26 protein-coding genes and 1 pseudogene are annotated in these 24,183 nt (G+C 64.5%); 13 read left to right on the plus strand and 14 right to left on the minus strand.

The genetic code is table 11. From position 1 onward, the window contains the following. Positions 1-65: 65 nt before the first annotated feature. Positions 66-1,034 (minus strand): FecR family protein, encoded by a 969-nt coding sequence (locus JFU57_RS19840; protein WP_201130512.1) that lies wholly within the window; start codon positions 1,032-1,034, stop codon positions 66-68. Beyond that, positions 1,031-1,537, minus strand: a complete 507-nt coding sequence (locus JFU57_RS19845; protein WP_020298861.1) for a sigma-70 family RNA polymerase sigma factor — start codon at positions 1,535-1,537, stop codon at positions 1,031-1,033. The genes JFU57_RS19840 and JFU57_RS19845 overlap by 4 nt, the downstream gene beginning before the upstream one ends. A gap of 141 nt (positions 1,538-1,678) precedes the next feature. On the opposite strand from JFU57_RS19845, the gene JFU57_RS19850 reads away from it, so the two are divergent. From JFU57_RS19850 to JFU57_RS19865, 4 genes are all read left to right on the plus strand, one after another. Further along, entirely contained in the window at positions 1,679-2,050 is a 372-nt protein-coding gene (locus JFU57_RS19850) for a hypothetical protein (RefSeq protein WP_201130513.1), read from the plus strand. 61 nt (positions 2,051-2,111) lie between these two features. Next, entirely contained in the window at positions 2,112-2,894 is a 783-nt protein-coding gene (locus JFU57_RS19855; RefSeq protein WP_201130514.1) for a hypothetical protein, read from the plus strand. A gap of 271 nt (positions 2,895-3,165) precedes the next feature. Beyond that, positions 3,166-4,335 carry a p-hydroxyphenylacetate 3-hydroxylase oxygenase component gene (locus JFU57_RS19860; protein WP_078472579.1) on the plus strand — a complete coding sequence of 390 codons (1,170 nt, stop codon included), beginning with the start codon at positions 3,166-3,168 and terminating at the stop codon, positions 4,333-4,335. 75 nt (positions 4,336-4,410) lie between these two features. Further along, entirely contained in the window at positions 4,411-5,352 is a 942-nt protein-coding gene (locus tag JFU57_RS19865) for a p-hydroxyphenylacetate 3-hydroxylase reductase component (RefSeq protein ID WP_201130515.1), read from the plus strand. Positions 5,353-5,373: 21 nt separating this feature from the next. Here JFU57_RS19865 and JFU57_RS19870 read toward each other — a convergent pair whose 3' ends face one another. Continuing rightward, complete coding sequence (locus JFU57_RS19870) at positions 5,374-6,255, minus strand: alpha/beta fold hydrolase (protein ID WP_201130516.1); 882 nt, start codon at positions 6,253-6,255, stop codon at positions 5,374-5,376. A 135-nt stretch (positions 6,256-6,390) separates the two neighbouring features. Here JFU57_RS19870 and JFU57_RS19875 point away from each other — a divergent pair. Together JFU57_RS19875 and JFU57_RS19880 are read left to right on the plus strand one after the other, a co-directional pair. Further along, a pseudogene (locus JFU57_RS19875) lies at positions 6,391-6,513 on the plus strand (LysR family transcriptional regulator); the annotation flags it as partial. 87 nt (positions 6,514-6,600) lie between these two features. After that, positions 6,601-7,566 carry a bifunctional helix-turn-helix transcriptional regulator/GNAT family N-acetyltransferase gene (locus JFU57_RS19880; RefSeq protein WP_201130517.1) on the plus strand — a complete coding sequence of 322 codons (966 nt, stop codon included), beginning with the start codon at positions 6,601-6,603 and terminating at the stop codon, positions 7,564-7,566. Positions 7,567-7,625: 59 nt separating this feature from the next. On the opposite strand, the gene JFU57_RS19885 is transcribed toward JFU57_RS19880, so the two are convergent. From JFU57_RS19885 to JFU57_RS19895, 3 genes are all read right to left on the minus strand, one after another. Beyond that, positions 7,626-8,264, minus strand: coding sequence for a hypothetical protein (locus tag JFU57_RS19885; RefSeq protein WP_201130518.1), 639 nt, complete (start codon positions 8,262-8,264; stop codon positions 7,626-7,628). Positions 8,265-8,273: 9 nt separating this feature from the next. Further along, complete coding sequence (locus JFU57_RS19890) at positions 8,274-8,564, minus strand: hypothetical protein (RefSeq protein ID WP_201130519.1); 291 nt, start codon at positions 8,562-8,564, stop codon at positions 8,274-8,276. A gap of 239 nt (positions 8,565-8,803) precedes the next feature. Further along, on the minus strand, positions 8,804-9,862 hold the full coding sequence (locus JFU57_RS19895; RefSeq protein ID WP_078472575.1) for an NAD(P)-dependent alcohol dehydrogenase: 1,059 nt from the start codon (positions 9,860-9,862) through the stop codon (positions 8,804-8,806). 200 nt (positions 9,863-10,062) lie between these two features. Between JFU57_RS19895 and JFU57_RS19900 the strand changes: the two genes are divergently transcribed. Beyond that, the gene (locus JFU57_RS19900) at positions 10,063-10,944 is read left to right on the plus strand and encodes a LysR substrate-binding domain-containing protein (RefSeq protein ID WP_201130520.1); all 882 of its coding nucleotides are present in this window, start codon (positions 10,063-10,065) and stop codon (positions 10,942-10,944) included. Between the two features lie 9 nt (positions 10,945-10,953). Here JFU57_RS19900 and JFU57_RS19905 read toward each other — a convergent pair whose 3' ends face one another. Continuing rightward, positions 10,954-11,577: a LysE family transporter gene (locus tag JFU57_RS19905; protein WP_201130521.1), complete on the minus strand. Its 624-nt coding sequence runs from the start codon at positions 11,575-11,577 to the stop codon at positions 10,954-10,956. Positions 11,578-11,799: 222 nt separating this feature from the next. Here JFU57_RS19905 and JFU57_RS19910 point away from each other — a divergent pair, with 222 nt between their 5' ends. After that, positions 11,800-12,522, plus strand: coding sequence for a GNAT family N-acetyltransferase (locus JFU57_RS19910; RefSeq protein WP_201130522.1), 723 nt, complete (start codon positions 11,800-11,802; stop codon positions 12,520-12,522). Between the two features lie 274 nt (positions 12,523-12,796). Next, positions 12,797-13,366 (plus strand): manganese efflux pump MntP, encoded by a 570-nt coding sequence (gene mntP / locus JFU57_RS19915; protein WP_201130523.1) that lies wholly within the window; start codon positions 12,797-12,799, stop codon positions 13,364-13,366. 67 nt (positions 13,367-13,433) lie between these two features. On the opposite strand, the gene JFU57_RS19920 is transcribed toward mntP, so the two are convergent. The 4 genes from JFU57_RS19920 to JFU57_RS19935 all read right to left on the minus strand — a co-directional run bounded on the left by JFU57_RS19920 (position 13,434) and on the right by JFU57_RS19935 (position 15,701). After that, a complete protein-coding gene (locus JFU57_RS19920; RefSeq protein WP_201130524.1) occupies positions 13,434-13,883 on the minus strand; it encodes a DUF7832 domain-containing protein in 450 nt (149 codons plus the stop codon). Positions 13,884-13,921: 38 nt separating this feature from the next. Beyond that, positions 13,922-14,860 carry an ankyrin repeat domain-containing protein gene (locus JFU57_RS19925; RefSeq protein WP_201130525.1) on the minus strand — a complete coding sequence of 313 codons (939 nt, stop codon included), beginning with the start codon at positions 14,858-14,860 and terminating at the stop codon, positions 13,922-13,924. A gap of 120 nt (positions 14,861-14,980) precedes the next feature. Then, a complete protein-coding gene (locus JFU57_RS19930) occupies positions 14,981-15,289 on the minus strand; it encodes a DUF2834 domain-containing protein (protein WP_201130526.1) in 309 nt (102 codons plus the stop codon). Between the two features lies 1 nt (position 15,290). Continuing rightward, positions 15,291-15,701, minus strand: a complete 411-nt coding sequence (locus tag JFU57_RS19935) for a DUF6713 family protein (RefSeq protein ID WP_078472569.1) — start codon at positions 15,699-15,701, stop codon at positions 15,291-15,293. A 112-nt stretch (positions 15,702-15,813) separates the two neighbouring features. Between JFU57_RS19935 and JFU57_RS19940 the strand changes: the two genes are divergently transcribed. Continuing rightward, entirely contained in the window at positions 15,814-16,638 is an 825-nt protein-coding gene (locus tag JFU57_RS19940; protein WP_201130527.1) for a helix-turn-helix domain-containing protein, read from the plus strand. On the opposite strand, the gene JFU57_RS19945 is transcribed toward JFU57_RS19940, so the two are convergent. Beyond that, a complete protein-coding gene (locus JFU57_RS19945) occupies positions 16,635-17,009 on the minus strand; it encodes a DUF2784 domain-containing protein (RefSeq protein ID WP_201130528.1) in 375 nt (124 codons plus the stop codon). The genes JFU57_RS19940 and JFU57_RS19945 overlap by 4 nt on opposite strands. A 209-nt stretch (positions 17,010-17,218) precedes the next feature. Further along, positions 17,219-18,592 (minus strand): nucleotide 5'-monophosphate nucleosidase PpnN, encoded by a 1,374-nt coding sequence (ppnN, locus tag JFU57_RS19950; protein ID WP_078472566.1) that lies wholly within the window; start codon positions 18,590-18,592, stop codon positions 17,219-17,221. A gap of 403 nt (positions 18,593-18,995) precedes the next feature. On the opposite strand from ppnN, the gene JFU57_RS19955 reads away from it, so the two are divergent. Further along, positions 18,996-19,403: a response regulator gene (locus tag JFU57_RS19955; RefSeq protein ID WP_078472565.1), complete on the plus strand. Its 408-nt coding sequence runs from the start codon at positions 18,996-18,998 to the stop codon at positions 19,401-19,403. Here JFU57_RS19955 and JFU57_RS19960 read toward each other — a convergent pair whose 3' ends face one another. Further along, positions 19,404-20,273 carry an isocitrate lyase/PEP mutase family protein gene (locus JFU57_RS19960; protein WP_020298836.1) on the minus strand — a complete coding sequence of 290 codons (870 nt, stop codon included), beginning with the start codon at positions 20,271-20,273 and terminating at the stop codon, positions 19,404-19,406. Between the two features lie 453 nt (positions 20,274-20,726). Here JFU57_RS19960 and JFU57_RS19965 point away from each other — a divergent pair, with 453 nt between their 5' ends. Both JFU57_RS19965 and JFU57_RS19970 read left to right on the plus strand, forming a co-directional pair. Further along, entirely contained in the window at positions 20,727-21,854 is a 1,128-nt protein-coding gene (locus JFU57_RS19965) for a saccharopine dehydrogenase family protein (protein WP_201130529.1), read from the plus strand. A gap of 195 nt (positions 21,855-22,049) precedes the next feature. Beyond that, positions 22,050-24,170, plus strand: coding sequence for a TonB-dependent siderophore receptor (locus JFU57_RS19970; protein WP_201130530.1), 2,121 nt, complete (start codon positions 22,050-22,052; stop codon positions 24,168-24,170). Positions 24,171-24,183: the final 13 nt, after the last annotated feature.

Here is a 24,183-nt window from a genome sequence, read left to right on the forward strand (position 1 = left end):
ATAGGTGGGACGAGAAATGAAAACCAGACACAAATAAGAAAGATTTTCAAAAAATAGTTTTCGCGTCACTTACCGCGAATCAGGGTCAGCCACGGACCGTAGCGATCGACCCGGATCGGCAGGGTCTCGGTCATGGCCAACAGCGCCCGATCCGGATCGTTGAGCGGGAATACCCCTTGCACCCGCAGGTTGCGCACCTCGGGGGCGACCCGGACAAACCCTCGGCTGTAGGGACGCAAGGCCTCCACCACGTGGTCCAGGGAGTCATCCAGCACGTTGAGCCGACCGCTGAGCCAGTCGGCGCGGTAGCGCTGGTCGTCGTTCAGGGGCGCGATGCGGTCCGGGTAGAGCAGGGCCGCCTGGCCTTGTTGCAGCGTGCGTTCGGCGCCACCGAACAGCTGCACACGCACCGAGTGCTCAAGCACCACCACGCGGCTGGCGGCGGCTTCCTGGTTGACCAGAAAACGTGTGCCCAGGGCCTGCACTTCGCCTTGGGCGGTGCGTACCCGCAGGGGCCGTTGCGGGTCGGGCGCGACCTGGATCACCAGTTCGCCATGGCGCAGGATCACCAGCCGTTGCCGGGCGTCGAAACGCAGGTCCACGGCACTGTCGGCATTCAGGCTCAGGCGGCTGCCGTCGGCCAGGGTGAAGTCCTGGCGCTGGCCGCGGCCGGCGTGCAAATCGGCCAGCAATGAGTCGCCCAGCGGGCTGCGAGCCCCCAGCCACAGGCCACCCCCGAGCAGCCCCAGGCCGGCCATTGCGCGCAGCACGTCGCGTCGTGAACCCTGGGGCTGGAGCAGGACCTGGCGCGCCTCACCGGCCTGGCCCGGCAGGCGCCGATCCAGGCTGCGCACCGTCTGATAGGCGCCGCCGAGTCGCTGCTGCAAGCGTTCCCAGGCCTGGGCATGGCTCGGGTCGGCGTTCAGCCACAGGGTGAAGCGCTCCTGCAGCCGACTGTCGGCGGTGCCGGCGCGCAGGCGCACCATCCAGTCAATGGCTTGTTCGGCGGCCGGGTCCAGGCGCACCTTGCTCATGGCGTCAGTTCGCTGAGGTAGCACTGGCACAGGGCCTGCTTCATATAGCGGCTGACGGTGCGCTCCGAGAGCCCGAGCTTTTGCGCGATGGCCACGTAGCTCAGGCCGTCCAGTTGGCTGTAGAGGAAAGTGGCCTTGACCACGTGCGGCAAGCCGTCGAGGACGCGGTCGATGGTCACCAGGGCTTCGAGCAGCAGCAGTTGTTCCTCGGGGGAGGGCGCCAGCGGCTCGGGCAGCAGTGACAGGCGCTCCAGGTAGGCCAGCTCCAACTGCCGCCGCCGGTGCCGATCGAACATCAGCCGGCGCGCGATGGTCGACAGGTAGGCCCGCGGCTGCTCGATGCTGTCGGGGTCGACCTGGGCCGCCAGCAGTTGGCAGAAGGTATCGGCAGCCGTGTCCTCGGCGTCCGCGCGGTTGCGCAGGCGCTTGTGGATATGCTGCAGCAGCCACCGGTGATGGTCGCTGAAAAAGAACCCCAGCTTGCTGGTTGAAGTTGGTTGCACCGGTTGGCTTTCCAGGTGTGAGTGTGAATCGTTCGCAATAGTAACCGGCCCGGGATCACCACCGCAATCGGCCTCTGGCGTCGCCATGGTCGGGAGCTCGGGTATGATTGGCGTCTTTTTTCGCCCTCCAAGGACCGACCCATGCTCTTGAGCAAGCGCGAGCAGGCCCGCACCGAACGGCGCCTGGCAGCGACCCTGACCGAGGCCTGCGAAACCGCCAAGGCCGAAGTGCCGGGTTTTTGCTGGTTGACCCACAAGGTCGATTACGCGGCATTCGCCTCCAGCCTGCTGGTGCTGTGGGTGTTCGACACCCAGGCCAGCCAGGACCAGGCCCTGGCCGACGGGCAGGGCGCACGGCTGGTCGAGCTGACGGCCCAGGCCCTGGATGCGGCCCAGGTGCAGGTCAGTGCGGTGGCCGCCCATGTGCAGTTCGACAACGAAGAGCAATGCGCCCGGTCCAACGCCGGCAACTGGCAGCAACGTTTGGCGCGCAAGCGCCTGTTGCGCGGCTGAAGCGCACCGGTATAACCCTCCAGCCCCGAGTGGGCGATCACATTGAGAACAGGACGATCCGATGGACATGCAGTTTTGCGGCAATGCCACCCCGGGCAACCCCTCCGAAGGACTGTGCGACGAGTACCGCTTGAGCACCATGACCCATATCGACGAGCTGTTCGCGGCCTGCGCACAGATCCTCGCCAGGCACCCGGGCTGCCGGCCGCTGGTGTCGCTGGATGATTTGCCCCAGGCCCGTTACACCTCGGGCCATGCGCGCCAGAGCATCGACCTCGACCAGGTGACCGAACTCGACCTCGCGGGCCTGCCGCCCGAGTGCTTCGAGGACGGCGAGTACGTGGGCTTTATGACCACCAAGGCCGAATTCCCGATCTGTGTGCGCAACTTCGCCGCACTCACCGCCGGGGCGTCGTTCAGCGACGCCTGTAGCCATGGCTTGACCCTGGATGCCGAGGGGTTGGCGGAGTGGGTCGGCTATCAGCAGGAGCCGCTGGCGCTGCTCGATCAACCGCTTTCGGCCCTGGTGGTGCCGGTCGCGCAAGCCTGCGAGGCCCTGGCGGCCTTTCCCAACGGTTACTTCAGCTGCGACCTGGGGCCGGTGCACAACTTCGCGGTGGCCCGCCATCTGGCGCAGCACCATGGTTATCAACTGATCGGGGTCGGCGCGGCCTACCTCGGGTTTCTTCGGGCCACTGCTGCCGACCCGGAGACCGCCCGCGCCGTCGCCGCGGATTTTTGCGCGCTGTACAACGTTACCGATGAGCAGCGCGAAGGGCTGGCAGACACCGTGGCCCAGGCCGTGCTCGGGCGGACGTACCTGTGGCTGCGCTACGTGGAGTAAGGCCTGCAGAGCAACTGCGCAACGCTTCGGGGGAGCAGGCCTGAGGTTCTTTTCGACCTCGGCCGCCGTCTGCAATGGACGGCGGCTCGCGCCAGGCTCCTGCCTATGAAAAGTGCAATCTTCCAGGTGGAACGTGCATTTTTCATCGCCCTGCGCTTACCCATACTGACTCGGCACAGATCATTGATCTTCGCCATTGCTCCGCTGTCGGCTGCCTTGCACGACGCGCTGAGGCGAGATCAGCAGACGCCAATAATAAAAGAGTCAGTCCATGAAAAAGCCCAACCCGCTGCTTGAAGACCTGAAGTCGATCTTGCCCGCCATTGCCGCCAACGCCTTTCGGGCGGAACAGGATCGCACGCTGCCCGCCGAGAACATCGCGCTGCTGAAAAGCATCGGCATGCACCGCGCCTTCCAGCCGAAGAAATTCGGCGGGATGGAAATTTCCCTGCCTCAGTTCGCCGACTGCATCGCCCTGCTGGCGGGCTCCTGCGCCAGCACCGCCTGGGCCATGAGCCTGCTCTGCACCCACAGCCATCAGTTGGCGATGTTCCCGGCCAGAACCCAGCAGGAAATCTGGGGCGACGACCCCGACGCCACGGCCAGCAGCAGCATCGCGCCCTTCGGCCGTACCGAGGAAGTCGAGGGTGGGGTGACATTCAGTGGCGAGATGGGCTGGAGCAGCGGTTGCGACCATGCCGAGTGGGCGATTGTCGGATTTCGGCGCAAGAACGCCGAAGGCACCCAGGACTATTGCTTTGCCGTGCTGCCGCGCAGCGACTACCAGATCCGCGATGACTGGTACGCGGTGGGCATGCGCGGCAGCGGCAGCAAGACCCTGATCATCGACCAGGCGTTTGTTCCCGAGCACCGTATCCAGAAAGCCCGGGACATGATGGAGGGCACCTCCGGCGGCTTTGGCCTGTACCCCGACAGCAAGATTTTCTACTCACCGTATCGCCCTTATTTCGCCAGCGGCTTCTCCACCGTCAGCCTGGGGGTGGCCGAGCGCATGCTCGAGGTGTTCCGCGAGAAAACCCGCAACCGCGTGCGCGCCTACACCGGCGCTGCCGTGGGGGCCGCGACGCCGGCCCTGATGCGCCTCGCCGAGTCCACCCACCAGGTGGCGGCGGCGCGGGCCTTCCTGGAAAAGACCTGGGAAGAACACGCCGACCACAGCGCGCGCCATGAGTACCCGAGCCGCGAGACCCTGGCCTTCTGGCGCACCAACCAGGGTTACGCGACCAAGATGTGCATCCAGGCCGTGGATCGGTTGATGGAAGCGGCGGGTGGCGGTGCCTGGTTCGAGAGCAACGAGCTGCAACGGCTGTTTCGCGACGCCCACCTGACCGGTGCCCATGCCTACACCGACTATGACGTGTGCGCGCAAATTCTCGGTCGCGAGCTGATGGGCCTGGAGCCCGACCCGACCATGGTTTGATCCGCCCCGCTGCGGGCAGCCCTTGCACATAACAACAAATCGAGGCCGACCACTGCGCCGGCCCAGGAGTCTTGCATGCCTGACCTTTCTGAAACCGCCTTCGACACCCGCGCCTTTCGCCGGGCCCTGGGCAACTTTGCCACCGGCGTTACCGTGGTCACGGCCGCGGCCGAAGATGGGCGCCGGGTCGGGGTGACCGCCAACAGCTTCAATTCGGTGTCCCTGGACCCACCCCTGGTGTTGTGGAGCATCGACAAGCGCTCCAGCAGCCATGAGGTGTTCGAGGCCGCCAGCCATTTTGCGGTGAACGTGCTGGCGGCCGACCAGATCGACACCTCGAACAACTTCGCCAGGCCCCGGGAAGACCGCTTTGCAGAGATCGCATTCGACGCCGGTGCCGGTGGCGCGCCGGTGCTGGCCGATTGCGCAGCGCGTTTTCACTGTGAAAAGTACCAGCAGGTCGATGGCGGCGATCACTGGATCATGATCGGCAAGGTGGTGGCCTTTGATGATTTCGGCCGCTCGCCGTTGCTCTATCACCAGGGCGCCTACTCCATGGTATTGCCCCACACCCGCATGACCCGGCGCGAAGAAGGGCAGTTGCCCAGCAGCCACTTCCAGGGGCGCCTGAGCCACAACCTGTATTACCTGATGACTCAGGCGCTGCGGGCCTACCAGGCCAGTTACCAGCCTCGGCAATTGTCCACCGGCCTGCGCACCAGCGAGGCGCGCATGTTGATGGTGCTGGAGAGCGATGCCGGGCTGGACCTGGCCGACCTGCAACGGGAAGTCGCCATGCCGATTCGCGAGATCGAGGAGGCGGTGGCCAACCTGCGGCGCAAGGGCCTGGTGAGTGACGACGGCGGCCGGGTGCGCCTGACGGCCAAAGGCATCGATGAAACCGAAGGCTTGTGGAGCATTGCCCAGGAGCAGCAGGACAAGGTCTTCAGTCAGTTCGCCCCGGGGCAGATCGAGCATTTCAAAAATGTGCTCAAGGGCGTGATCCAGGACGCTTGATGGGGCTATGCGCTGGCGGCGTCAGGCGTTTTCTTCGAGCAGAAAGTGCCTGACGGCCTGGGCGCTGGCCGCCGGGTTTTCCTGCATGAAGCAGTGCTGCCCGTCGATGACCTGGGTCCGCAGGTGCGGGTTGAGCGCGGCCCAGCGCCTGACCGAATGCGCCACATAGGGGTAGCTGTCGCGGCCGTGCAGCACCAGGCTCGGGGTCTGCACGGCACGCAGGGACTGCCACAGCCGGCGCGGGAACGAGCTGTAGATATCGACCTCCCGTTCCGGCAGGCACCTCAAGGTCACGCCGTGGGCAACGTCTTTCAGCCCGTGCTCGACATAAGCCTGCAGCGCTTCGTCGCACCAGCCCTTGAAGATCCCCCGATTGGCCAGTGCGGTGCTTGCGGTGGCGCGGTCCGGCCAGCTGTGACGGCGCGCCGCGGCCTTGCGCGCCAGGGCGTGACGGCGGTTGAGGCCCACCAGCGACAGCGCGCCGAGCATGCGCAGCATCGACGGCGGGAAGATTACCGGATCGAGCATCACCGCCCTGGCAAACAGCTGCGGTCGCTGCGCCACGATCAGGCAGGTCAGCACACCGCCGAAGCTGTGGCCCAAGGCATGGCGCGGCACATCGCCATAGGCCGCGATGCCGGCTTCGAACGCGTCGGCGGCCAGCTCGGCGCTGCGGTTCCAGCCAACAAAGCGGCCGCCATGTTCGGTTTCGCCATGGCCCTGGATATCGCACAGCCATAGGTCGAAGGACTCGGCCAGGAGCGCCAGCATCGGCCGGTAGGCCAGGGAGCAAAAGCCGTTGCCGTGAAGAAAGTGCAACAGCGGTTTGCCCGAAGGCGGGCAGCGCCAGCCGCGCAGGGTAAAACCTTCAGGGCAGGCGTAAGACCAGGGAATCAGTTGCATTGGGCCTCTTGGGCAAAGGGGTGATCAATCAGGTCGGCCACCAGTCCGCGAACCGGGCCTGGACCGGCCGCGATATTAATCGCCTTGGCCGGCGAAAACAAAAGCCCCGCTGAACACCAGCATCGCCAGCACGCCGTGCTGCCACACCCGGTGGCGTTGCCGGAAATGGTCATCAACCTGTTCTGGCCCGCCAAATATCCCAAGGCTCCGGCCAATCGCTGGCTGCGGCAATTGATGTTCGAGGTGTTTTCGGACTGAGGTCGAGGCGCAGTGGGTAAGGCGCCGATTGACGGGATTATGGTTGCGCGATACAACTATGTTTTCGAGGATTTCGAGGGCCTGGCCATGAGCTCATCTCCCGTTGCGCTGATTCAGCAGATTCGTTCGGCCTCACGCCTGATGGTGCGTGAGCTTGGCTTTATGAATGCGACCCTGGCCGCCACCGACTATCCGCCCTCGGCGGTGCACAGCCTGGTGGAGCTGGGCCAGCACGGGGCCCTGACCGGTGCGGAGCTGGCGCAATTGCTGGGCCTGGAAAAATCCAGCGTCAGCCGCATGGTGCGCAAACTGATCGACGCCGGCGAGATCGAGGAACTGACCAGCACCCAGGACGGGCGCGCCAAGCCATTGCGGCTCACGGCGCGGGGGCGCAAGACCGTGCGCGCCATCGATCGCTTTGCTGCCGGGCAGGTGGGCAACGCCATCGCCCACCTGGGCCCGGAGCAGCAACAAACCGTCGGTGCAGGGCTGGCCCACTATGCCGGCGCTCTGCAAACCCAGCGCCTGGGCGCCTCGGCAGCGGTGCTGGCGCCCCTGCGGATTGTTGCGGGCTATCAGCCCGGGATCATCGGCCGCATCGTTGAAATGCACGCCCGCTATTACGCCGACCATGCTCGGTTCGGCCAGCCATTTGAAAGCCTGGTGGCCACCGATATGGCCGAGTTGATGGGGCGTCTGCACAACCCGCGCAACCAGGTCTGGGCGGCGATGGACGGCGAAAGGATTGTCGGCTCGATCGCCATCGACGGTGAAGGCGAAGACAACCAGGCGACGTTGCGCTGTTTTATTCTCGACGAAGCGGCGCGAGGGCGGGGCGCCGGCAAACGCCTGCTGGCAGAGGCCATGGATTTTTGTGACGGCTGGGGGTTCGCCCGGACTCGCCTGTGGACCTTCAAGGGCCTGGATGTGGCGCGCAAACTCTATGAAGACTGCGGGTTTACCCTGGCCCGTGAAGAGACGGGCCAGCAGTGGGGCGGGCCGGTGATCGAGCAGTATTTTGTACGCGAAGCGCGGGCTGGCGCAGGCGTGTGAACGTGACTGGGCGAGTCGGCCAGGGGCCAACAACGCCCCGGCCGATTGGGCCCTGATGGTTACAGGGCGACCCGGGTCAGCCTTCGCAACGCGTCGATGACGCTGGGATTTCTGGCTTCGAGTACGTCGGCCTGGATCTGCGAGATCACCGATTTGAGCAACTCGGTCTGGCTCATGCGGGTGGCCTGCAACAGCCGGGTAAAGTCCTCGGCCACATGGGGATTGACCTTCATCGACAAGCGCTTCATCGACGGCGAAGGCGGCAGTTGGCGTGCGCCGAGCTGCTCGGCGAGGGCTTGGCTGAAGGCCTCGTGCACCCGTTGCAAGTTCGCGGCGGCGGTGGCCACGTGCCCTGCCAGTTCGTGGAAGTAGTAGCTGAAGAACAGCTTGCGAATATGCACGCCTGCCTCTGCGGTGACCGAATGCATCGCGGCATCCAGGGCGTCGAGGTAGATCGCCGGCAGGCGCGCCTCGATCGAGGTCTGCGGCAGCTTGCGTGACTCCTTGATCGCCGGCGTGGATTGGGCAGGGATGGCCACCACCGTGTCACACACCTGACAGACCCCCACCAGAATATCCTTGGCCTCGCCGTGGCCGTCACTGAATGGCACGTCACGACGGACATAGGTCGTGGCGACCAGTTGTTGGCATGGCTCGCACAGCGCCTGGCCGTGATCGCCTTCGAAGAGAAGTTTCATGGGCTGCCCTCACTGGTGGACGCTGATAAACCAGGCATCCGGTTCGATGAAATAGAACTTGACGTACCACGGTCTTCTGGCCAGCACATGGACCTCGATTTGCGGCGCTGCATGGTGCGGGCTGCTGCTGTGATGCCGGCCCGTGCATTGCTCGATGATCTCGATCAGCTCCGGCACCGAGACTTCGGCGGTGGCCAGCAGGTTCTTGACCTCGATCGAACCACGCACCGCGTGCAGATAGTTGCCGGTTTGCAATGCCGCGATCAGGTCGCGCTTTGCTTGTCTGAAGCCTCTTTCCATGTTGGCCTCAATTTGTACGAAAGTAATCGTACATTGTCAAGGCGACCTTCAGTCGCGTTATTAGCCAGGTACTTGACCCGGACCGCAGATGATCGCCGATCTGTCCTCGCAGGCCTTCAAGGCATAGGTTTCAGGTTTTTTCGGCTCGTGATCGGCGAAGATTTTTGACTGCTCATGGGGGCGTCAGGCGCAAAAAAGCCGCCCGGCGCGCAAGCGACGGGCGGCTTGAGGCCAGCGACTCAGGCTTCGGCCGGGGCCGCCAGGGACGCCATGTCGATCACGAAGCGGTAGCGCACATCTGCGCGCTCCATGCGTTCGAAGGCGTGGTTGATGTCTTGCATGGCGATCATCTCGCAGTCCGGTAGGATGTTTTTGCGCGCGCAGAAATCGAGCATTTCCTGGGTCTGGGCGATCCCGCCGATGGGCGACCCGGCCAGCCGCCGCCGACCCAGCAGCATGGGCAGGGTCAGTTGTTCATCGATCGGGCCGACCTGGCCGACGATCACCAGGGTGCAGTCCACGTCCAGCAGCGGCATGTACGGCGACACATCGTGGCGTACCGGGATGGTGTCGATGATCAGGTCGAAGCTCGACTGGGCCTTGGCCATGGCCGCCGGATCGCTGGACACGATCAACCGGTCGGCGCCCAGGGCCAGGGCGTCGGCGGTCTTGTCGGCACTGCGGCTGAGCACGCTGACAATCGCCCCCAGACCCACGGCCAGCTTGACCGCCATATGCCCCAGGCCGCCGAGGCCGATGACGCCGACCCGGCTGCCGGGGCCGACATTCCAGGTGCGCAGCGGCGAGTAGGTAGTGATCCCGGCGCACAACAGCGGCGCGGCCTTGGACAGGTCCAGGCCATCCGGCACCCGCAGCACAAACTCTTCGCGGACCACCAGGTGCTTGGAGTAGCCGCCCTGGGTCGCTTCCTTGCTGATGCGGTCAACGCCGTTGTAGGTCTGGGTGTTGTGCTCGCGGCACATTTGCTCTTCGCCCTTGCGGCATTGGTCGCACTCCTGGCAAGAGTCGACCATGCAGCCTACGGCGACCGCATCACCGACCTTGTAGCGCGTGACCTCGGCCCCGACCGCCGTCACCCGACCGACAATCTCGTGACCCGGGACCATGGGGTAGCGGCTGGCGCCCCAATCGTTGCGGGCCTGGTGCAGATCGGAATGGCAGACCCCGCAATACAGGATCTGCATCGCCACATCGTTGGGCCGCAGTGCGCGGCGCTGGAAGTTGAAGGGCGCAAGCGGCGCCCCGGCGTTTTGTGCGGCATAACCCAAGGTTTTCATCGGTGGCGATCCTGTAGGGAGGGAGGCAGCGATCCATAAGTTCGAGCACACAGCATAGAAGGCCTTCGCACGCCATGACGGCGGATGTGGGCACCGTGCCCGGCCCAGCCGCTGAGGGGCCGTGGAAAAAGCTGCTGGGTCATTGGGTGAATTCGCATAAGATCGCCCGCCACAGGATGGGTTTTGGGGCGTGTAAAACAGTGAACTGGGATGATCTGAAGTGTTTCATTGCCGTTGCACAATCCGGCAGCCTCACCGACGCGGGAGCGATGCTCAAGGTCTCGGCCTCGACCGTTGCGCGCAGGATCGCCGCCCTCGAACAGGCCCTGGGCCGCACCCTGTTCGTGAAGAAAACCAATGGTTATTTCCTCAGCGAAGCCGGGGCGGCGCTGGTGCCCCTGGCCCTGGAGACCGAGGAGCGTTTTCGCCTGATCGAGCGCCAGCTGGCGCAACCCGGCGCGGGCCTGGCCGGGCAGGTGCGTATCGATTGTCCGGAGTTGATGGGCACCCACCTGATCATTCCGGGGCTCGATGAGTTTCGTCAGCAGTACCCGCAGATCAGTTTCGACTTCAGCAACAGCGCGTCCTCGGCAAAACTCACGCAAAGCCACAGCGATGTCATCGTGCGCCTGCACCGTCCGGACCAGGGCAACTTCACCCTGCGCCGGGTGGGGTGGCTGGCCCAGGGGTTGTTCTGTTCCCCGGCCTATGCCGCGCGGCACGGGGTGCCGGGTTCGGCGGCCGAGTTGGCGCAGCACTCGCTGATCGGCTGGAGCACGGCCATGGCCCATATGCCGCTGGCGCAATGGCTGGAGCAGATCAGCGGCGGGCAGACACCCTGGATGCGCACCGCCAACCTCACGGCCCAGCTCAAGGCGGTGCAGGCCAACCTCGGCATCGCGGCGTTGCCGGCCTATGTCGGGCAGGGCGAGGGCTTGCATCCGGTATTGGATGACCTGCCGCCCCAGGGCGCCGATATCTGGTTGCTGCGCAACCTGGCGACCCAGGGCCTGGAGCGTGTGGACCGGGTGGTGGAACACCTGGTGGCGCAGTTCCAGCGCAGCCTGGCGCCGCGGCCTTGACCGCGCCCCTCAGTGGGTGCCGCTGCGCATAAAGATCCATACCGCCACTGCCATCAGCATCAGGCCGAATAGCCTGTTCTGGGCCACCAGCAATCGCGGCCGGGTGCGCAGCAGGCGTTGCACGCTCGAGCCCATGGAGACCCAAATCAAGTGCGCGCAGAAGTTGAGGCTGATCAGCGCCGCGCTGAGGGCCAGCACCAGGGCGATGCTGCGGCTGTCACCGCTGGGCATGAAGGTCGAGAACATCACCAGCAGCATGACCATGCCCTGCACATTGCCCAACTGCACCATGACTCCGTCACGCCAGCGCAGTTGCCGGGCCTCGGCCCCCGGAGCGGGCAGTGCACGCCACAACAGGCGCAGGCCGAGCCAGAGGATGTACAGGCTGCCCGCGACCCGCAACAGCCACAGCAACTGCGGCTGGTTCATCAGGCTGTGGGACAGCCCCAGCCCCACCAGCAGTGCCAGCAGGAAATAACACAGGTCGAGCCCGGCGATAAAACCCAGGGAGCGGCGTGCGCCACTCTGCGCGCCGGAGGTCGCGACCATCAGGTTGCCGGGGCCGGCGCTGAGGGTCAGTGGGGCCATGGTCGAAAGCCAAAGGGCCCAGTTGATGTCGAAAATGTGCTGCACCTGTCGCTCCCGGAGACGGTGCGAATTGCACCGGCGGCCAGTCTAAGACGCCCTCGCGGCCGAGGTTATCGCCAGGAATGCAAAGCGCTTTTGCACAAATGCCTGCAAGCCGCGAACCGATTGCCGCGGCATGCCCTGGGCCGCGCTCGGGTTATGATGGGCCGGCCCGGCGCCGCCCCTTGTGGCGGCGGGCACGCCTCAACCCCCGGAGTCAGACGTTCGATGTGCACTATCAGCCTTTTCCAAGCCCCGCCTCCCGAGTCGGTCAACAGCCAGATCCTGCAAATGGTGGTGGACTACCTGAGCGATATCAGCCTGCTCGCCATCACCCCCAGCAACCCCCTCTACAACCTGTATCAATACGGTGTCGGCTACGAGGTGCACCTGTACCTGGCGGCCATGGACGGCTCGCGCGGCATGGCCGTCGAGCTGATCGTGGCCCTGGACCCGGAGCAGCCCGAGACGGTGCTGGGCTTCCTGCTGTGCCTGCCGGTCAAGGACGATCCGCAGGCTTGCGCAGTGCCCTATATGGCCGTGCATGCCCGCCATCGGCGCCAGGGCATTGCCCGGGCCATGCTGGCGCAGATGCTCGCGCGCTACCCCCACGCGGAGCTGGCCTGTAGCGTTGCCAAGGTTCCGTATTTCGAGGCGCTGGGGTTTCAGGTGCTGGGCGCCCGCGGCCCCCAGGTGTTGATGAATACCCGCGACCACAGCACTGAAGGCTTGCTGCCGGTGCTGGACGTGGCGCCGATCTACAGCTCGCTGGAGGTGCGGCAGATTCACAGTTACCTGCTGGCGCAGCACGGCAGGAAGGCCATGCTCGAGGCCGAGAAAAAACGCGACCGGCAACTGGATCAGATGACCCGCCAGGCTGCCCGTTTTGTCCAGGAGCACCTGGGCCTCGCCGCCGAGCCAAACCCGGGGCCGGGGCCGCGCCTGCAGTAGGGCAGGGCCGGTGACCCGGTTCGCCAGCCCTCTGGGCGAGCCTGCAACAGCCTGAAAAACACTTTCACGTTTTTTTCACGCATGGCTGGTATTCTCCGCAACCTCTTTGGGGAGTAGCCGGCCGTCACGTGAGTGATGGCGCTGTTGGTCAACATTCTCGGCAACCTGCCGTGGCCACAGCATCCGTCGGGATTGGCGAGACCAACGACATACCTGTGCTGAAGTCGGGCGCGCAGGGCTATGTCGTTGACTCACGCCCGACTGGTACATAACCGTGAATGCAATAGCCCTTATCTTCCTGGCGTTTGCCATGTCCACCGACGCGTTTGCGGCGGCCATCGGCAAAGGCTCCAGCCTCAACAAACCCCGTTTCAGCGAAGCCCTGCGCACCGGCCTGATCTTCGGTGTGATCGAAGCCATCACCCCCGTGATCGGCTGGGCCATCGGCCAGGCCGCCAGCAGCTATGTCACCGAGTGGGATCACTGGATCGCCTTCGTCCTGCTGCTGGGTCTGGGCCTGCACATGATCTATGCCGGCCTCAAGCCCGACGACGAACAGGAAGTCGAAAAGTCGACCCAGCACTCGTTCTGGGTACTGGCCGTCACCGCCGTGGCCACCAGCATCGACGCATTGGCGGTGGGCGTGGGCCTGGCCTTTGTCGAGGTCAATATCCTGGTGGCCGCTGCGGCCATCGGCCTGGCAACCATGGTGATGGTGACCCTGGGCACCCTGCTCGGGCGTGTACTCGGCAGCCTGGTGGGCAAGCGCGCCGAGATCCTTGGCGGGATCGTGTTGATGATCGTCGGCGGCACCATTCTCTATGAGCACTTGAGCGCGGTCTGACCCGCCGCCGCAGGGTTGATGCCCCGACGCTGTTAAAGGCGCCGGGGCTTGATTCGAACACGGGCTTTCAAACGATATACAGCGGCTGGCCTTGCGCCTTCCAGGCCGCGAAGCGGGCATCCATCAGCGGTGCCAGGCGCTCGTAGTTTTCCCAACTGTCTTCGACGCCATACAGCGACGCCTCGTCGACCTCGAACACCTGGAAGTAGTCGTCGATGTAGCGGCTGTCGTTATCCAGGCCTTTGTAATAGGCCAGGGTAAAGGCGTTGCCTTGCTCGCTGAATTCCTGATCGGTGAGCTTCTCGTCCAATACCCGTCGTACAACGGCCGGCCCGCTGATGCGCCGCGCCTGCAGGTCGTCGATGTCACTGTCGGCATCCTCCAGCAATTCCTCGCTGGCCAAACCGTTGAGCAGCATCCAGGCCAGGAACATACCGATATGGGTCGCGGCTGCGGTGTCCGGCAGGTCCTTGGGATAATCGCCTTCGTAGTGCCAGGCGGCGTCGTCATATTTCATGTTTCAGGTCCTGGGGTGGGAGAGGGGCGCGCAGGGCGCTACAGAATGCTCGATTGCCATTTCTCGGTGCCGGCCAGGCGGCGTTTCACGCTGTCGATGCGCCATTGCCCGGCCGCGCGCTTGAGCAGGAAGCGGTGCTCGTAGCACAGGCTGCGTTCGGCCGGATCGCGGATGATGACCGCCGTCTGGTTGGCCGACAGCGGGTCACACGCCAGCAACTGATCCTCGGGCGCGTAGGTGGTGGGCCAGCCGTGGGAATGATGTTTGTAGACACGCTGGCGCTGGGTGCAAAAACGCTCGACGATCTGCTCCTGTTCGGCCCAGAAACTGCCATCGCTGCCGTGCCCGGGGTCGGCTGCGCTCAGGGCGTTGCCCCGTTGTTCCCAGGCGTGCATGGCCAGGGTGTAGCCGCGCACGACGCTGATCGGGTCGGTGCGGTCATCGACCGGGTCCGGCCACGGCAGGACCGGGGTGGGCGCAGGCGCAGGCGGCGCGCCAAGCCCGGCTTGCTCCAGGCGTTGCAGCACCGCTTGGTGGCCTTTGTCCTGGGCCAGGGACCAGGCGCTTTGCTGCTTGAAATCCAGCAGCTGCGGGTTGGCGCCGGCATCCAGCAGCAGCGCGACCAAGGCGGGATGGCCGGCCTGCGCGGCGCACATCAGCGCCGTGCGTTTGAGTTCCGGGGACGCCAGGTCGAGGGCGGCGCCGCGTTCGATCAGCAGCGTGGCCAGGGAGGCGTTGCCTGCATGGCTGGCCCAGGCCAGGGCGCTGTAGCCCAGGGCTGTGCATTGATGGTCGATACGGGCGCCGCGATCGAGCAGGGTCACGGTCGCTTCCCATTGCTCGGCGATGACTGCGCTGAGCAAGGCCGTACGGCCGGTACCCTTGTGGGTCCATTCAAGGTCCGCGCCGCCCTCGAGCAGGCGCAGCAGGGCAGGAAGGTTGCCGCTCTCGGCGGCTTTTGCCAATAGGTGGGACAAGGTCGGGGCGCTCGTGCAGATCAATCAATGAATCGCCTGCCGCACAAGCTGCATCCGTGCGTGGCGCTGTAAGGGCGCCCATGGTAACTGCGCAGCACCTTGATTCGCCACGCCGGGTTTTCAGCGTCCCTTGTGCCCGCCATTGACCACCAGGTACAGCAACGGGCCGATGGACACGAACAGCGCCGTCAGCGCCAGGTACGGCAGCACGCTGGTCATTGAGCGGCCCCGGGCCCGGGCATCGCGCAGCATCCATATGCCGGCCAGCAGCGCCATCAGGTACAGGTCGATCACCACCTGGGCGGTGTCGGGGCGTGACATCAGCTGCAGGCCGAATTGCAGCAGCGACTGCTCGGCGGTTGCCAGGGTGAAGAGGGTGTAGGCGCTGAAGGCCAGCAGGGTGACGAGGGCGAGGGTGGGGCGGCGCATTTCACTTTCCTTGTGCGGTCAGGGGGCGGCGGTGGGTCGAGTGGCGGTCCATGAGAGTCAGCAGCAGGTACAGCGCTGCCACGGCCGCGCAGCCGAAAATCAGCAGTTGCGACAGCACTGAATCGAAGCTGTAGAGCGGGTGCAGGCGCAGGTTGAAGTGCAGGCCAGCGTGCACCACGGCAAAACCGGCCAGCAGCCTGCGGCTGGATTCGCGCCAGCGCCTTGCCGGGTGCCAGCCCAGCCACAGCACCAGGCCCAGCAAGGGCACATGCAGCGCCACGAACAGTGCCCGGGCGCTGTCTGCCTGCAGCTCGCGCAAGCCGTACAACAGTCGCCATTCGGCCTGGCTGACGGCGTCCAGTTCATGGCCGAAGAACAGGCTCAGGCAGGTGATGAATACGAGGTTCTTCATGGTTCAAGGCTGGCGTGGCGAAGGGTGAGCACAGGCTAGCCGGGGTGCGTGCCGACACTCAATGACCTCCCAGGTCATAGACACGCCCGCGACCAGCTGCCAGAGTCGCGCCATGCTAAAACTCCTTGATCCTCAGCAACCGGTCGGTGCGCAACTGCGCCGCCTGCGCCAGCGGGCGCGCCTCAGCCAGCTGGAGCTGGCCCTGCAATCGGGAATTTCCCAGCGGCATTTAAGCTGCGTCGAAACTGGCCGCGCCAAGCCCAGCCCGGCGATGCTGCATGCCCTGCTGACCGCCCTGGACACGCCCCTGGAAGAGTGCAACGCGGCCTTTCTCGCCGCCGGCTATGCGCCGCGCTACGAGGCCTTGCCCCTGGCTGATCCGAATATGCAGGCGGTGCGCAGCGCGCTGATGCACTTGCTGCACGCCAACAACCCGGCCCCGGCCATTGTGCTCGACAGCGCCTGGCAGGTGCTGGCGGCGAATGCCGCGACCGGGGTGCTGTTCGGGTTGGTGGGGTTGCCCGCGAGTGCGGTCCCGGGTGAGTTCAATCTGCTGCGCACATTGCTTGAGCCCGGTGGCCTGGGTGACCACTTGCTCAATGCCGATGAAATCCGTCAGGTCGCCTGGCAGCGTGCATCCCGCGAGGCGCTCAATTGTCCGGCCCTGGCTGCGCTGCTGACGAGCCTGCCTTCGGCTGCCGAGGTCGATCCGGCTTCGAGCGCCAGCCCGTCGGCTCCGCTGTTGCTGACCCGAGTGGCGTCGACAGTGGGCGAGTTGCGCTTTCTGTCGACCTTCACCACCTTTGGCATGCCGCTGGATATCACCGTGGCCTCCTTGCGTATCGAACACCTGATTCCTGCCGACCCGGCGACCTGGCGCATCATGGGCGAAGCCTACGAGCGTGCCAGTGCCGGCCAGGTCACTGTCGAGGCCTAAGCCGCTCTGTGCAGCTGCCACTGGCGGGCCAGGCGCAGGTAGACCAGCAGGTTGATCAGCAGCACCACGCTGCCCATCATCAACTGCATGCCATTGGTCAGCCCGGCCGGGTAAATCAGCGGGATCAGGTAGTGCTCGATAAACCCATCGGCATACCCCTCCTGCCCGGCGTAATGGCGCAGCAGGTTTTCCCAGCGGGTCAGCGGGCAAGTCAGGTGAAACACCTCCACCGCCACACCCCAGGCCGCCGCCGGCAAATGCAGCCACATCACGCCGCGCCACTTGAGCACCAGCAGCCCGCCGAACAGCACGAACAGAATGAACAGCAGGTGAAACAGCACCAGCCCATCGGCGGCAAATCGGTAAAACATCGTGACTCCTTTTTCTGATCCGGGTCCCTGGCGTCAGCGCCGCGGCGAATATACAGGGTGAGCCGGGGCGTGCGGGAGGTTGCAGGTGAAAGAGGGGGACCGGGTCAGCACTGCCCCTCGCCACAAGGTAAAAAACGCCATGTCCCGCTTAAAGGGCATGGCGTCTCTGTTGATTCGCTGGCCCGGTCAGGGGCAGCGCGCAGTCAGTCTCAGCTCACCACTCGATAGCACGGCACATACGCCGCGCCGCCGGGCAGTTTCATCCGGTGCTGCTCGACGAAGGCTTTAAGCAGTCTGTCCAGCGGCTGCATGATCGCAGGGTCGCCGTGGATGCTGTACGGGCCTTGCTCCTCAATCAGGCGGATGCCTTTGTCCTTGACGTTGCCGGCGACAATCCCGGAGAACGCGCGGCGCAGGTTGGCTGCCAGTTCATGGGGCGGCAGATCGAGGCTCAGTTGCAGTTCGGCCATGTTGGCGTGGGTCGGGTCGAAGGGACGTTGCAGGCTTTCGTCGATCTTCAGCAACCAGTTGAAGTGGAACGCATCGTTGCGCTCACGACGGAACTGTTTGACCTGCTTGAGCCCTTCGGTCATCTGCCGGGCCACTTCGGCCGGGTTGTCGATGATGATTTCATAGTGGCGCTGGGCGGCATCGCCCAGGGTCGCGCCGACGAAGGCGTGCAGTTGTTCGAGGTAGGCCGCGGCGCTTTTCGGCCCGGTGAGGATGACCGGGAACGGCAGGTCGCGGTTGTCCGGGTGCATCAGGATGCCCAGCAGGTACAGGAACTCTTCAGCGGTGCCGGCGCCACCGGGGAAGATGATGATGCCGTGGCCGACGCGGACGAAGGCTTCCAGGCGCTTCTCGATATCCGGCAGGATCACCAGTTCATTGACGATCGGGTTCGGTGCCTCGGCGGCGATGATGCCCGGCTCGGTCAGGCCCAGGTAGCGGCCGCCGCTCATGCGCTGCTTGGCGTGGGCGATGGTGGCGCCCTTCATCGGGCCCTTCATCACGCCCGGGCCGCAGCCGGTGCAGATGTCCAGTTTGCGCAGGCCCAGTTCGTGGCCGACCTTCTTGGTGTACTTGTATTCGTCGGTATTGATCGAGTGCCCGCCCCAGCACACCACCATCTTCGGCTCGACGCCGGGACGCAGGGTGCGCGCGTTGCGCAGCAGGTGGAACACGTAGTCGGTGATGCCCTGGGAGTCGCTCAGGTCGATGCGCTGGCTGTCCAGTTCGTTCTCGGTGTAGACGATGTCGCGCAGGGCGCTGAACAGCATTTCCCGGGTGCTGGCAATCATTTCGCCGTCGACGAATGCGTCGGCGGGCGCGTTCAGCAGCTCCAGGCGCACACCGCGATCCTGCTGGTGAATACGCACTTCAAAATCGTGATAGGCGTCGAGGATGGTCTTGGCGTTGTCGACGTGGGCGCCGGTATTGAGGATGGCCAGGGCGCACTGGCGAAAGAGGGTGTAGATACTGCCTGAACCCGCTGCGCTCAATTGCTGGACTTCGCGTTGGGAGAGTGTTTCCAGGCTGCCTTTGGGGCTGACCGAGGCGTTGATGACTTGTCTTGGGGGCATTCTAAAATTCCCTGAAAGCGGAGCCACCGTGCCGGCTGGGGCCGATGGCGAAAAAAGTTGCACATCCAATCTGACCGCGTGCACCGGGGATTTTCTCCGGTGGCGGTGCGCGAAAGCAAACTTCGGCGCGGGATCTGTCGCGCGGCGGATCTCACTTCGGTATAGCGTTTTTCGCCGGGAAGGGAAATGCGCCGCGGCACGCAGTGTGCCAGAAGAGAGGGCGGCGAAGCGCGGGTGCTGAAGCCTTTGCCGGCTAAATGGCACAATGGCATCATTGGGCGCTGGTCAGTGCCGTATCAATCCAGACAATCAAGAATGAATTTCTGCGCCGGTCGTGGCTCATAAGAGCAGATAGCGTCGTTCATCCGCTCAGTCGTCCATGCAGTCAGGGAGCAACAACCTCATGAATCCAGCCTCGTCCACCCGCGCCGATACCGCCCGCCGATTGATCCTGATCGTGGAGGACGAGCCGACGGTGCTGGAGTTCCTGTGCGAGATTCTGCAGGACGAAGGGTTTGCCACCCAGGCGTGCGCCAGTGCCGACCTGGCGTGGGATTTTCTTCAACAGCACGCCGATGAGGTGTGCCTGCTGCTGACGGATATCACCATGCCCGGCCGGCTCAACGGTGCGAGCCTGGCCAACCTGGTGGGGGAACACTGGCCGGCGATGCCGGTGGTGGTGATGTCCGGCTACGAAACGCCGGAGAGTTCCGGGGTTCGTCAGCCGGTGACGTTTATCCGCAAGCCCTGGACCATTGGCCAGATTGTCGATTGTGTCGAGGGTGCACTCGGCAAGGCAATGGCCCGCTGATTACTCCTTGACGCTCATGTACTCCTTGGCCCAGACGATGTAGTCCTCGGGCTGGGTGTAGGTGTGCGCCAGTTCCGTTGCGCTCAGGTCCGAGGCCTGGGTGAAGATCTGGCGCTGTTCGCGCAGGCAATCGTAAGTGGCCTTGATCGCGGCGAAGTAGGCGGCGTGGCCGTCGACTGCAATGCGCACACCGAGTTCGGCCAGGCGTGCGTCGTCGCGCAGGGCCGGGTTGCCGTAGGTCACCAGCATCAGTGGCACAGTCAGGTGTTCGCTGATCTGCTCCAGTTGTTCGAAGTCACGCACGCCGACCATGCAGATGGCATCCGCGCCTGCCCGTTGGTAATGCTGGGTGCGGCTGATGATTTCCTGGATCGGCAGGATCGCCGCGTTGGTCCGGGCAATGATCGACAGCTCCGGGTCGACCCGGGCTTCCAGTGCCGCACGGATCTTGCCCACGCCCTCGGCGACCGAGATCAGGTCGGTGGACTTGCGGCCGAATTGGGCCGGCAGCAGGGTGTCTTCGATGGTCAGGGCGGCGATGCCGGCCCGCTCCAGTTCCACCACGGTGCGCATCACGTTGAGGGCGTTGCCATAGCCGTGGTCGGCGTCGGCGAGTACCGGCAGTTGGGCGACGCGGCCGATGCGGGTGGCCTGTTCGGCAAATTCGCTGAGGGTGATCAGGGCAAAGTCGGGTGCGGCCAGGACCTGCAGCGAGGCGACCGAACCACCGAGAATCCCCACTTCAAAACCCAGGTCGGCGGCGATTCGCGCGGACATCGGGTCGAAGACTGAAGCGGTGTGGTAGCAGGCGTTGGAGGCCATGAGTTCACGGAAGGCGCGGCGCAGATCTTGATGGGAAAGCCTGGACATAACAGCTCCGAATTTGAAACGAAAAGGTGCCGACACTAGGGCCGAGTCAATATTTGCTGTCGGTTTTCCTGAAGGTCTGTAGTGGATAGACCCAGAGTGAAACGCTGAGCTGGGCAGAGAAGATCGAAGCAAGCATGTACAAGGCTTCTTTATCCTGCGCGGGTGTTCGAAGCGAACAGGCAGGTTTGTTGTACGAAGCCACAGAGGAGCGGAAGGCTATCACGCTCTTAAAGTCGGGATGATGACGAGTTTGCATAGCATTATGCCGCAGCGGCATTGGATTTTTTTCTCGGTTTGTAGGTCAGTCGGATTTTTCCGGGCTAAAAACGGGCACTTTCCGGCCCGGGAGGGCGACTGCGCTTGCTCCTGCCGGATAAATCGGGGAAGCTCCCGCGCGCCGGCCCCCAAGCCAGAAAAGGGACCGTCTGAGCCACTGATGCAAGGAAGTCATAGATGACGTTGAAGGTAATGGTGATCGGTGGTTACGGAAATTTCGGCAGCATCGTCTGCCGTCATCTGGGCCAGATGCCGGGCGTGAGCCTGGTGAGTGCGGGGCGCAACCGGCAAAAGCTAGCGCAACAGCTCGACGAACTGCGCCAGCAAGGCGCCCAGGATTGCAGCAGCTGGTGCGGCGATGCGATGGGGCCCCAGTTCACGGCGGCCCTGGGCAGCCTGGGCATCGAACTGGTGATCCATACCGGCGGGCCCTTCCAGGGCCAGCCCTACACCGTGGCTCGGGCCTGTATCGAGGCCGGGGTCAATTACTGCGACCTGGCCGACTGCCGGACCTTTGTCGGCGGCATCGGCGTGCTGGACCAGGCGGCGCGCGAGGCCGGGGTCACGCTGCTCAGCGGCTGCAGCTCGGTGCCGACCCTGGCGGCGGCGATCATCGACCAGCATCGGGCGCGTTTTGCCCGTATCGAACGCATCGAACACGGTATTTCCTCCTCGGCGAAAATGCCCGGCCTGTCGACCATCGAAGGCGTGCTGGCCTATGCCGGCAAGCCGATCCAGCAACTCAAGGACGGCCGGCCGTACCCGGTGATCGCCTGGCAGGGCCTGACCCTGCGCAAGATGCCGTACCTGGGCAGCCGCTTGCTGGCCAACGTCGACGTGCCGGACCTGGACCTGTTCGCCGAGCGCTACGGCGCCCACACCCTGGTGTTCAAGGCCGGCGCCGGGCTGAAGATCGCCGGCCTGGCCAATGCCCTGCTGGCCCAGGCGGTGCGGTTCGGGCTGGTGCGTTCGACCCAGGCCTGGGCGGCCCGGCTCTACCGGTGCGGCCTGTGGTTCGAAAAACTCGGCGACGGCCAGAGCGCGATGTATATCGACGTTCAGGGGCAGGGCGTCGACGGCCAACCCCTGGCCATGACCGCACAACTGACCGCCGCCAACGACAAGGGGCCGCAGATTCCCAGCTGCGCCGCCGTGGCCCTGACCCGCAAACTGCTCGACGGCTACGTGCCGCAACCCGGGGCCCGGGCCTGTGTCGGTGAAGTCACCCTCGACGAGTACCTGGCCGCCATCAACGATCCGGAAAACCTCAAAATCGAGGCCTGGTTCTCTGCCGGGAACGCCTGAGACGCCGCGCAAGATACGCTCGCCAGCGGTCTTGGCAGGCGCGCGATAGCAGGGTTCGAGTGATGGCACAACGGTATTTTTGTAGGACAAAGTAACCATAAAAAGTATCAACTGAGAATGAGTATTGATAATATTCGATACCAATTCTTGTCGGGCTCCTGTTGTGCCCGGCATCTCTTTAAGGGCAGTCCGTTGATGCGTCGAACTCTGGTTTCTCTGTGCGTGATCCAAGCCATTTCCCAGGCCGCCTGGGCTGAATCGGCAGCCACTGATAGGTCGACAATCGAGCTGCAGGCGATTGATATCAACGGCACCACCGAAGAGCAGGCCCAGGGTCCGGTCCAGGGTTATCGCGCCACCCGTTCCGCCAGCGCCACCCGCACCGACACCTCGATTCATGAAACCCCGCAGTCCATCAGCGTGGTCACCCGCGACGCCGTGGAAGACCTCGGCGCCACGCGCCTGCAGGATGCCCTGGACTACGCCGGCGGCGTGGGCCGGGCGAACAATTTCGGCGGCCAGGGCCTGACCACTTTCACTGTGCGCGGCTTTACCACCGGCGAGTTCTACCGCAACGGCTTCCCGATCAACCGCGGCTACCCGAACATGCCCGACGCCAACACCATCGAGCGTCTGGAAGTGCTGCGCGGCCCGGCCACCATGCTCTATGGTCGTGGCGATCCGGGCGGCACCTTCAATGTGGTGTCCAAGCAGCCGCTGAAAGAGACGGCGGTGACCCTGGGCAGCCAGCTCAGCGACCAGGGCATGCGTCGTGGCACCCTGGACGCCTCGGGGCCGCTGGACCAGGAAGGGCGTTTCGCCTACCGCCTGAATGTCATCGGCGAGGGCGGCGACACCTTCCGCGATCATGTGGAGACCGAGCGTTACGGCGTGACCCCGGTGCTCAGCTGGCAGGTCGACGACCGCACCAAGATCACTTTCGAGGGGGACTTCATGCGCAACAATGCGCCCCTGGATCGCGGCGTCACCCGCTATCCGGCGCAGATCGGCGTGGCCTCGCGCGAGACCTTTTTTGGCGAGAAGGACATCGGCAAGCTGCACAACGACAACAATATGGGCCAGCTGCGCTTCGAGCATTTCCTCAACGACGACTGGACCCTGGGTGGCGGTGCGCAGATCCTCGACGGCTCGCTGGCCGGCAACGGCATCGAGGCCAATGGCATTGCCGCCGACGGGCGCACCCTGGGGCGCAACTTCAACTACCGCAAGCTGGAGTGGCGTGACCGCGACTACCAGTTGAACCTCACCGGGCATTTCTCCCTGGCGGGTTTCGAGCACACCCTGCTCACTGGCGTCGAGTACGAAGACTACGATTACCAGTCGATCATCCAGCGCTCCGCGGGCGGCATCAGTTACCCCATCGATATCTTCGATCCGGTCTACGGCCAGGCCCGTCCGGCGCTGACCCGCACCACCACCCATGACCAGGAAAACCTCAAGACCTACGCCGCCTTCATCCAGGACCAAGTGAGCCTGACCGAGAACCTCAAGGCGCTGGTGGGGGCGCGTTTCGAGCGTTTCGAACATGACTACGACAGCTACCTGGCCGGCACGCCGAGCTGGACCAACAGCGACAACGCGGTGACCCCGCGCGCCGGCCTGCTCTACAACCTGACGCCGACCGTGGCGGTGTACGCCGACGCCGCGCGTTCCTTCAAGCCGAACACCGGCGCGGCGCGTACCGGTGGCGGCTTCAAGCCGGAGGAGGGCAAGTCTTATGAAGTGGGGGTCAAGTGGGAAGCCCTGGAGCGCCAGTTAAGTGTGGACGCGGCGCTCTACCAGATTGAAAAGCGCAACGTGCTGACGGCCGATCCGGTGGATTCGACGTTCAGTGTCGCCGCCGGCGAAGTGCGCAGTCGTGGCCTGGACCTGAACGTGGCCGGCAACCTGACCCCGGAGTGGCGGATGATCGGTGGCTACGCCTATGTCGACGCCGAGGTCACCAAGGACAACCGCCTGGCCTCGGGAACCCGCCTGCTGAACATTCCGCGCAACAGCTTCAGCCTGCTCAATGTCTACGAGTTTCAGGACGGCGGGCTCAAGGGCCTGGGCCTGGGGCTGGGAGCCAAGTACGTCGCCGAGCGCGCCGGGCAGACCGCGGCCAACGCCTTCAGCATGGACAGCTACCGGGTGTTCGACCTGCTCAGCTACTACAAGCTCAACCAGCACGTGCGCCTGAACCTGGACGTGAAGAACCTGTTCAACGCCGACTATGACGAAGGTGCCTTCGGCAACGTTTACGCCTACCCGGGCGCGCCGCGTACGGTGCAGATGGGGATTGCCTACACCCTGTAGGGCGCCCTTGTTC

The sequence above is a fragment of the Pseudomonas sp. TH07 genome (genome assembly GCF_016651285.1).
Classification (GTDB): domain Bacteria; phylum Pseudomonadota; class Gammaproteobacteria; order Pseudomonadales; family Pseudomonadaceae; genus Aquipseudomonas.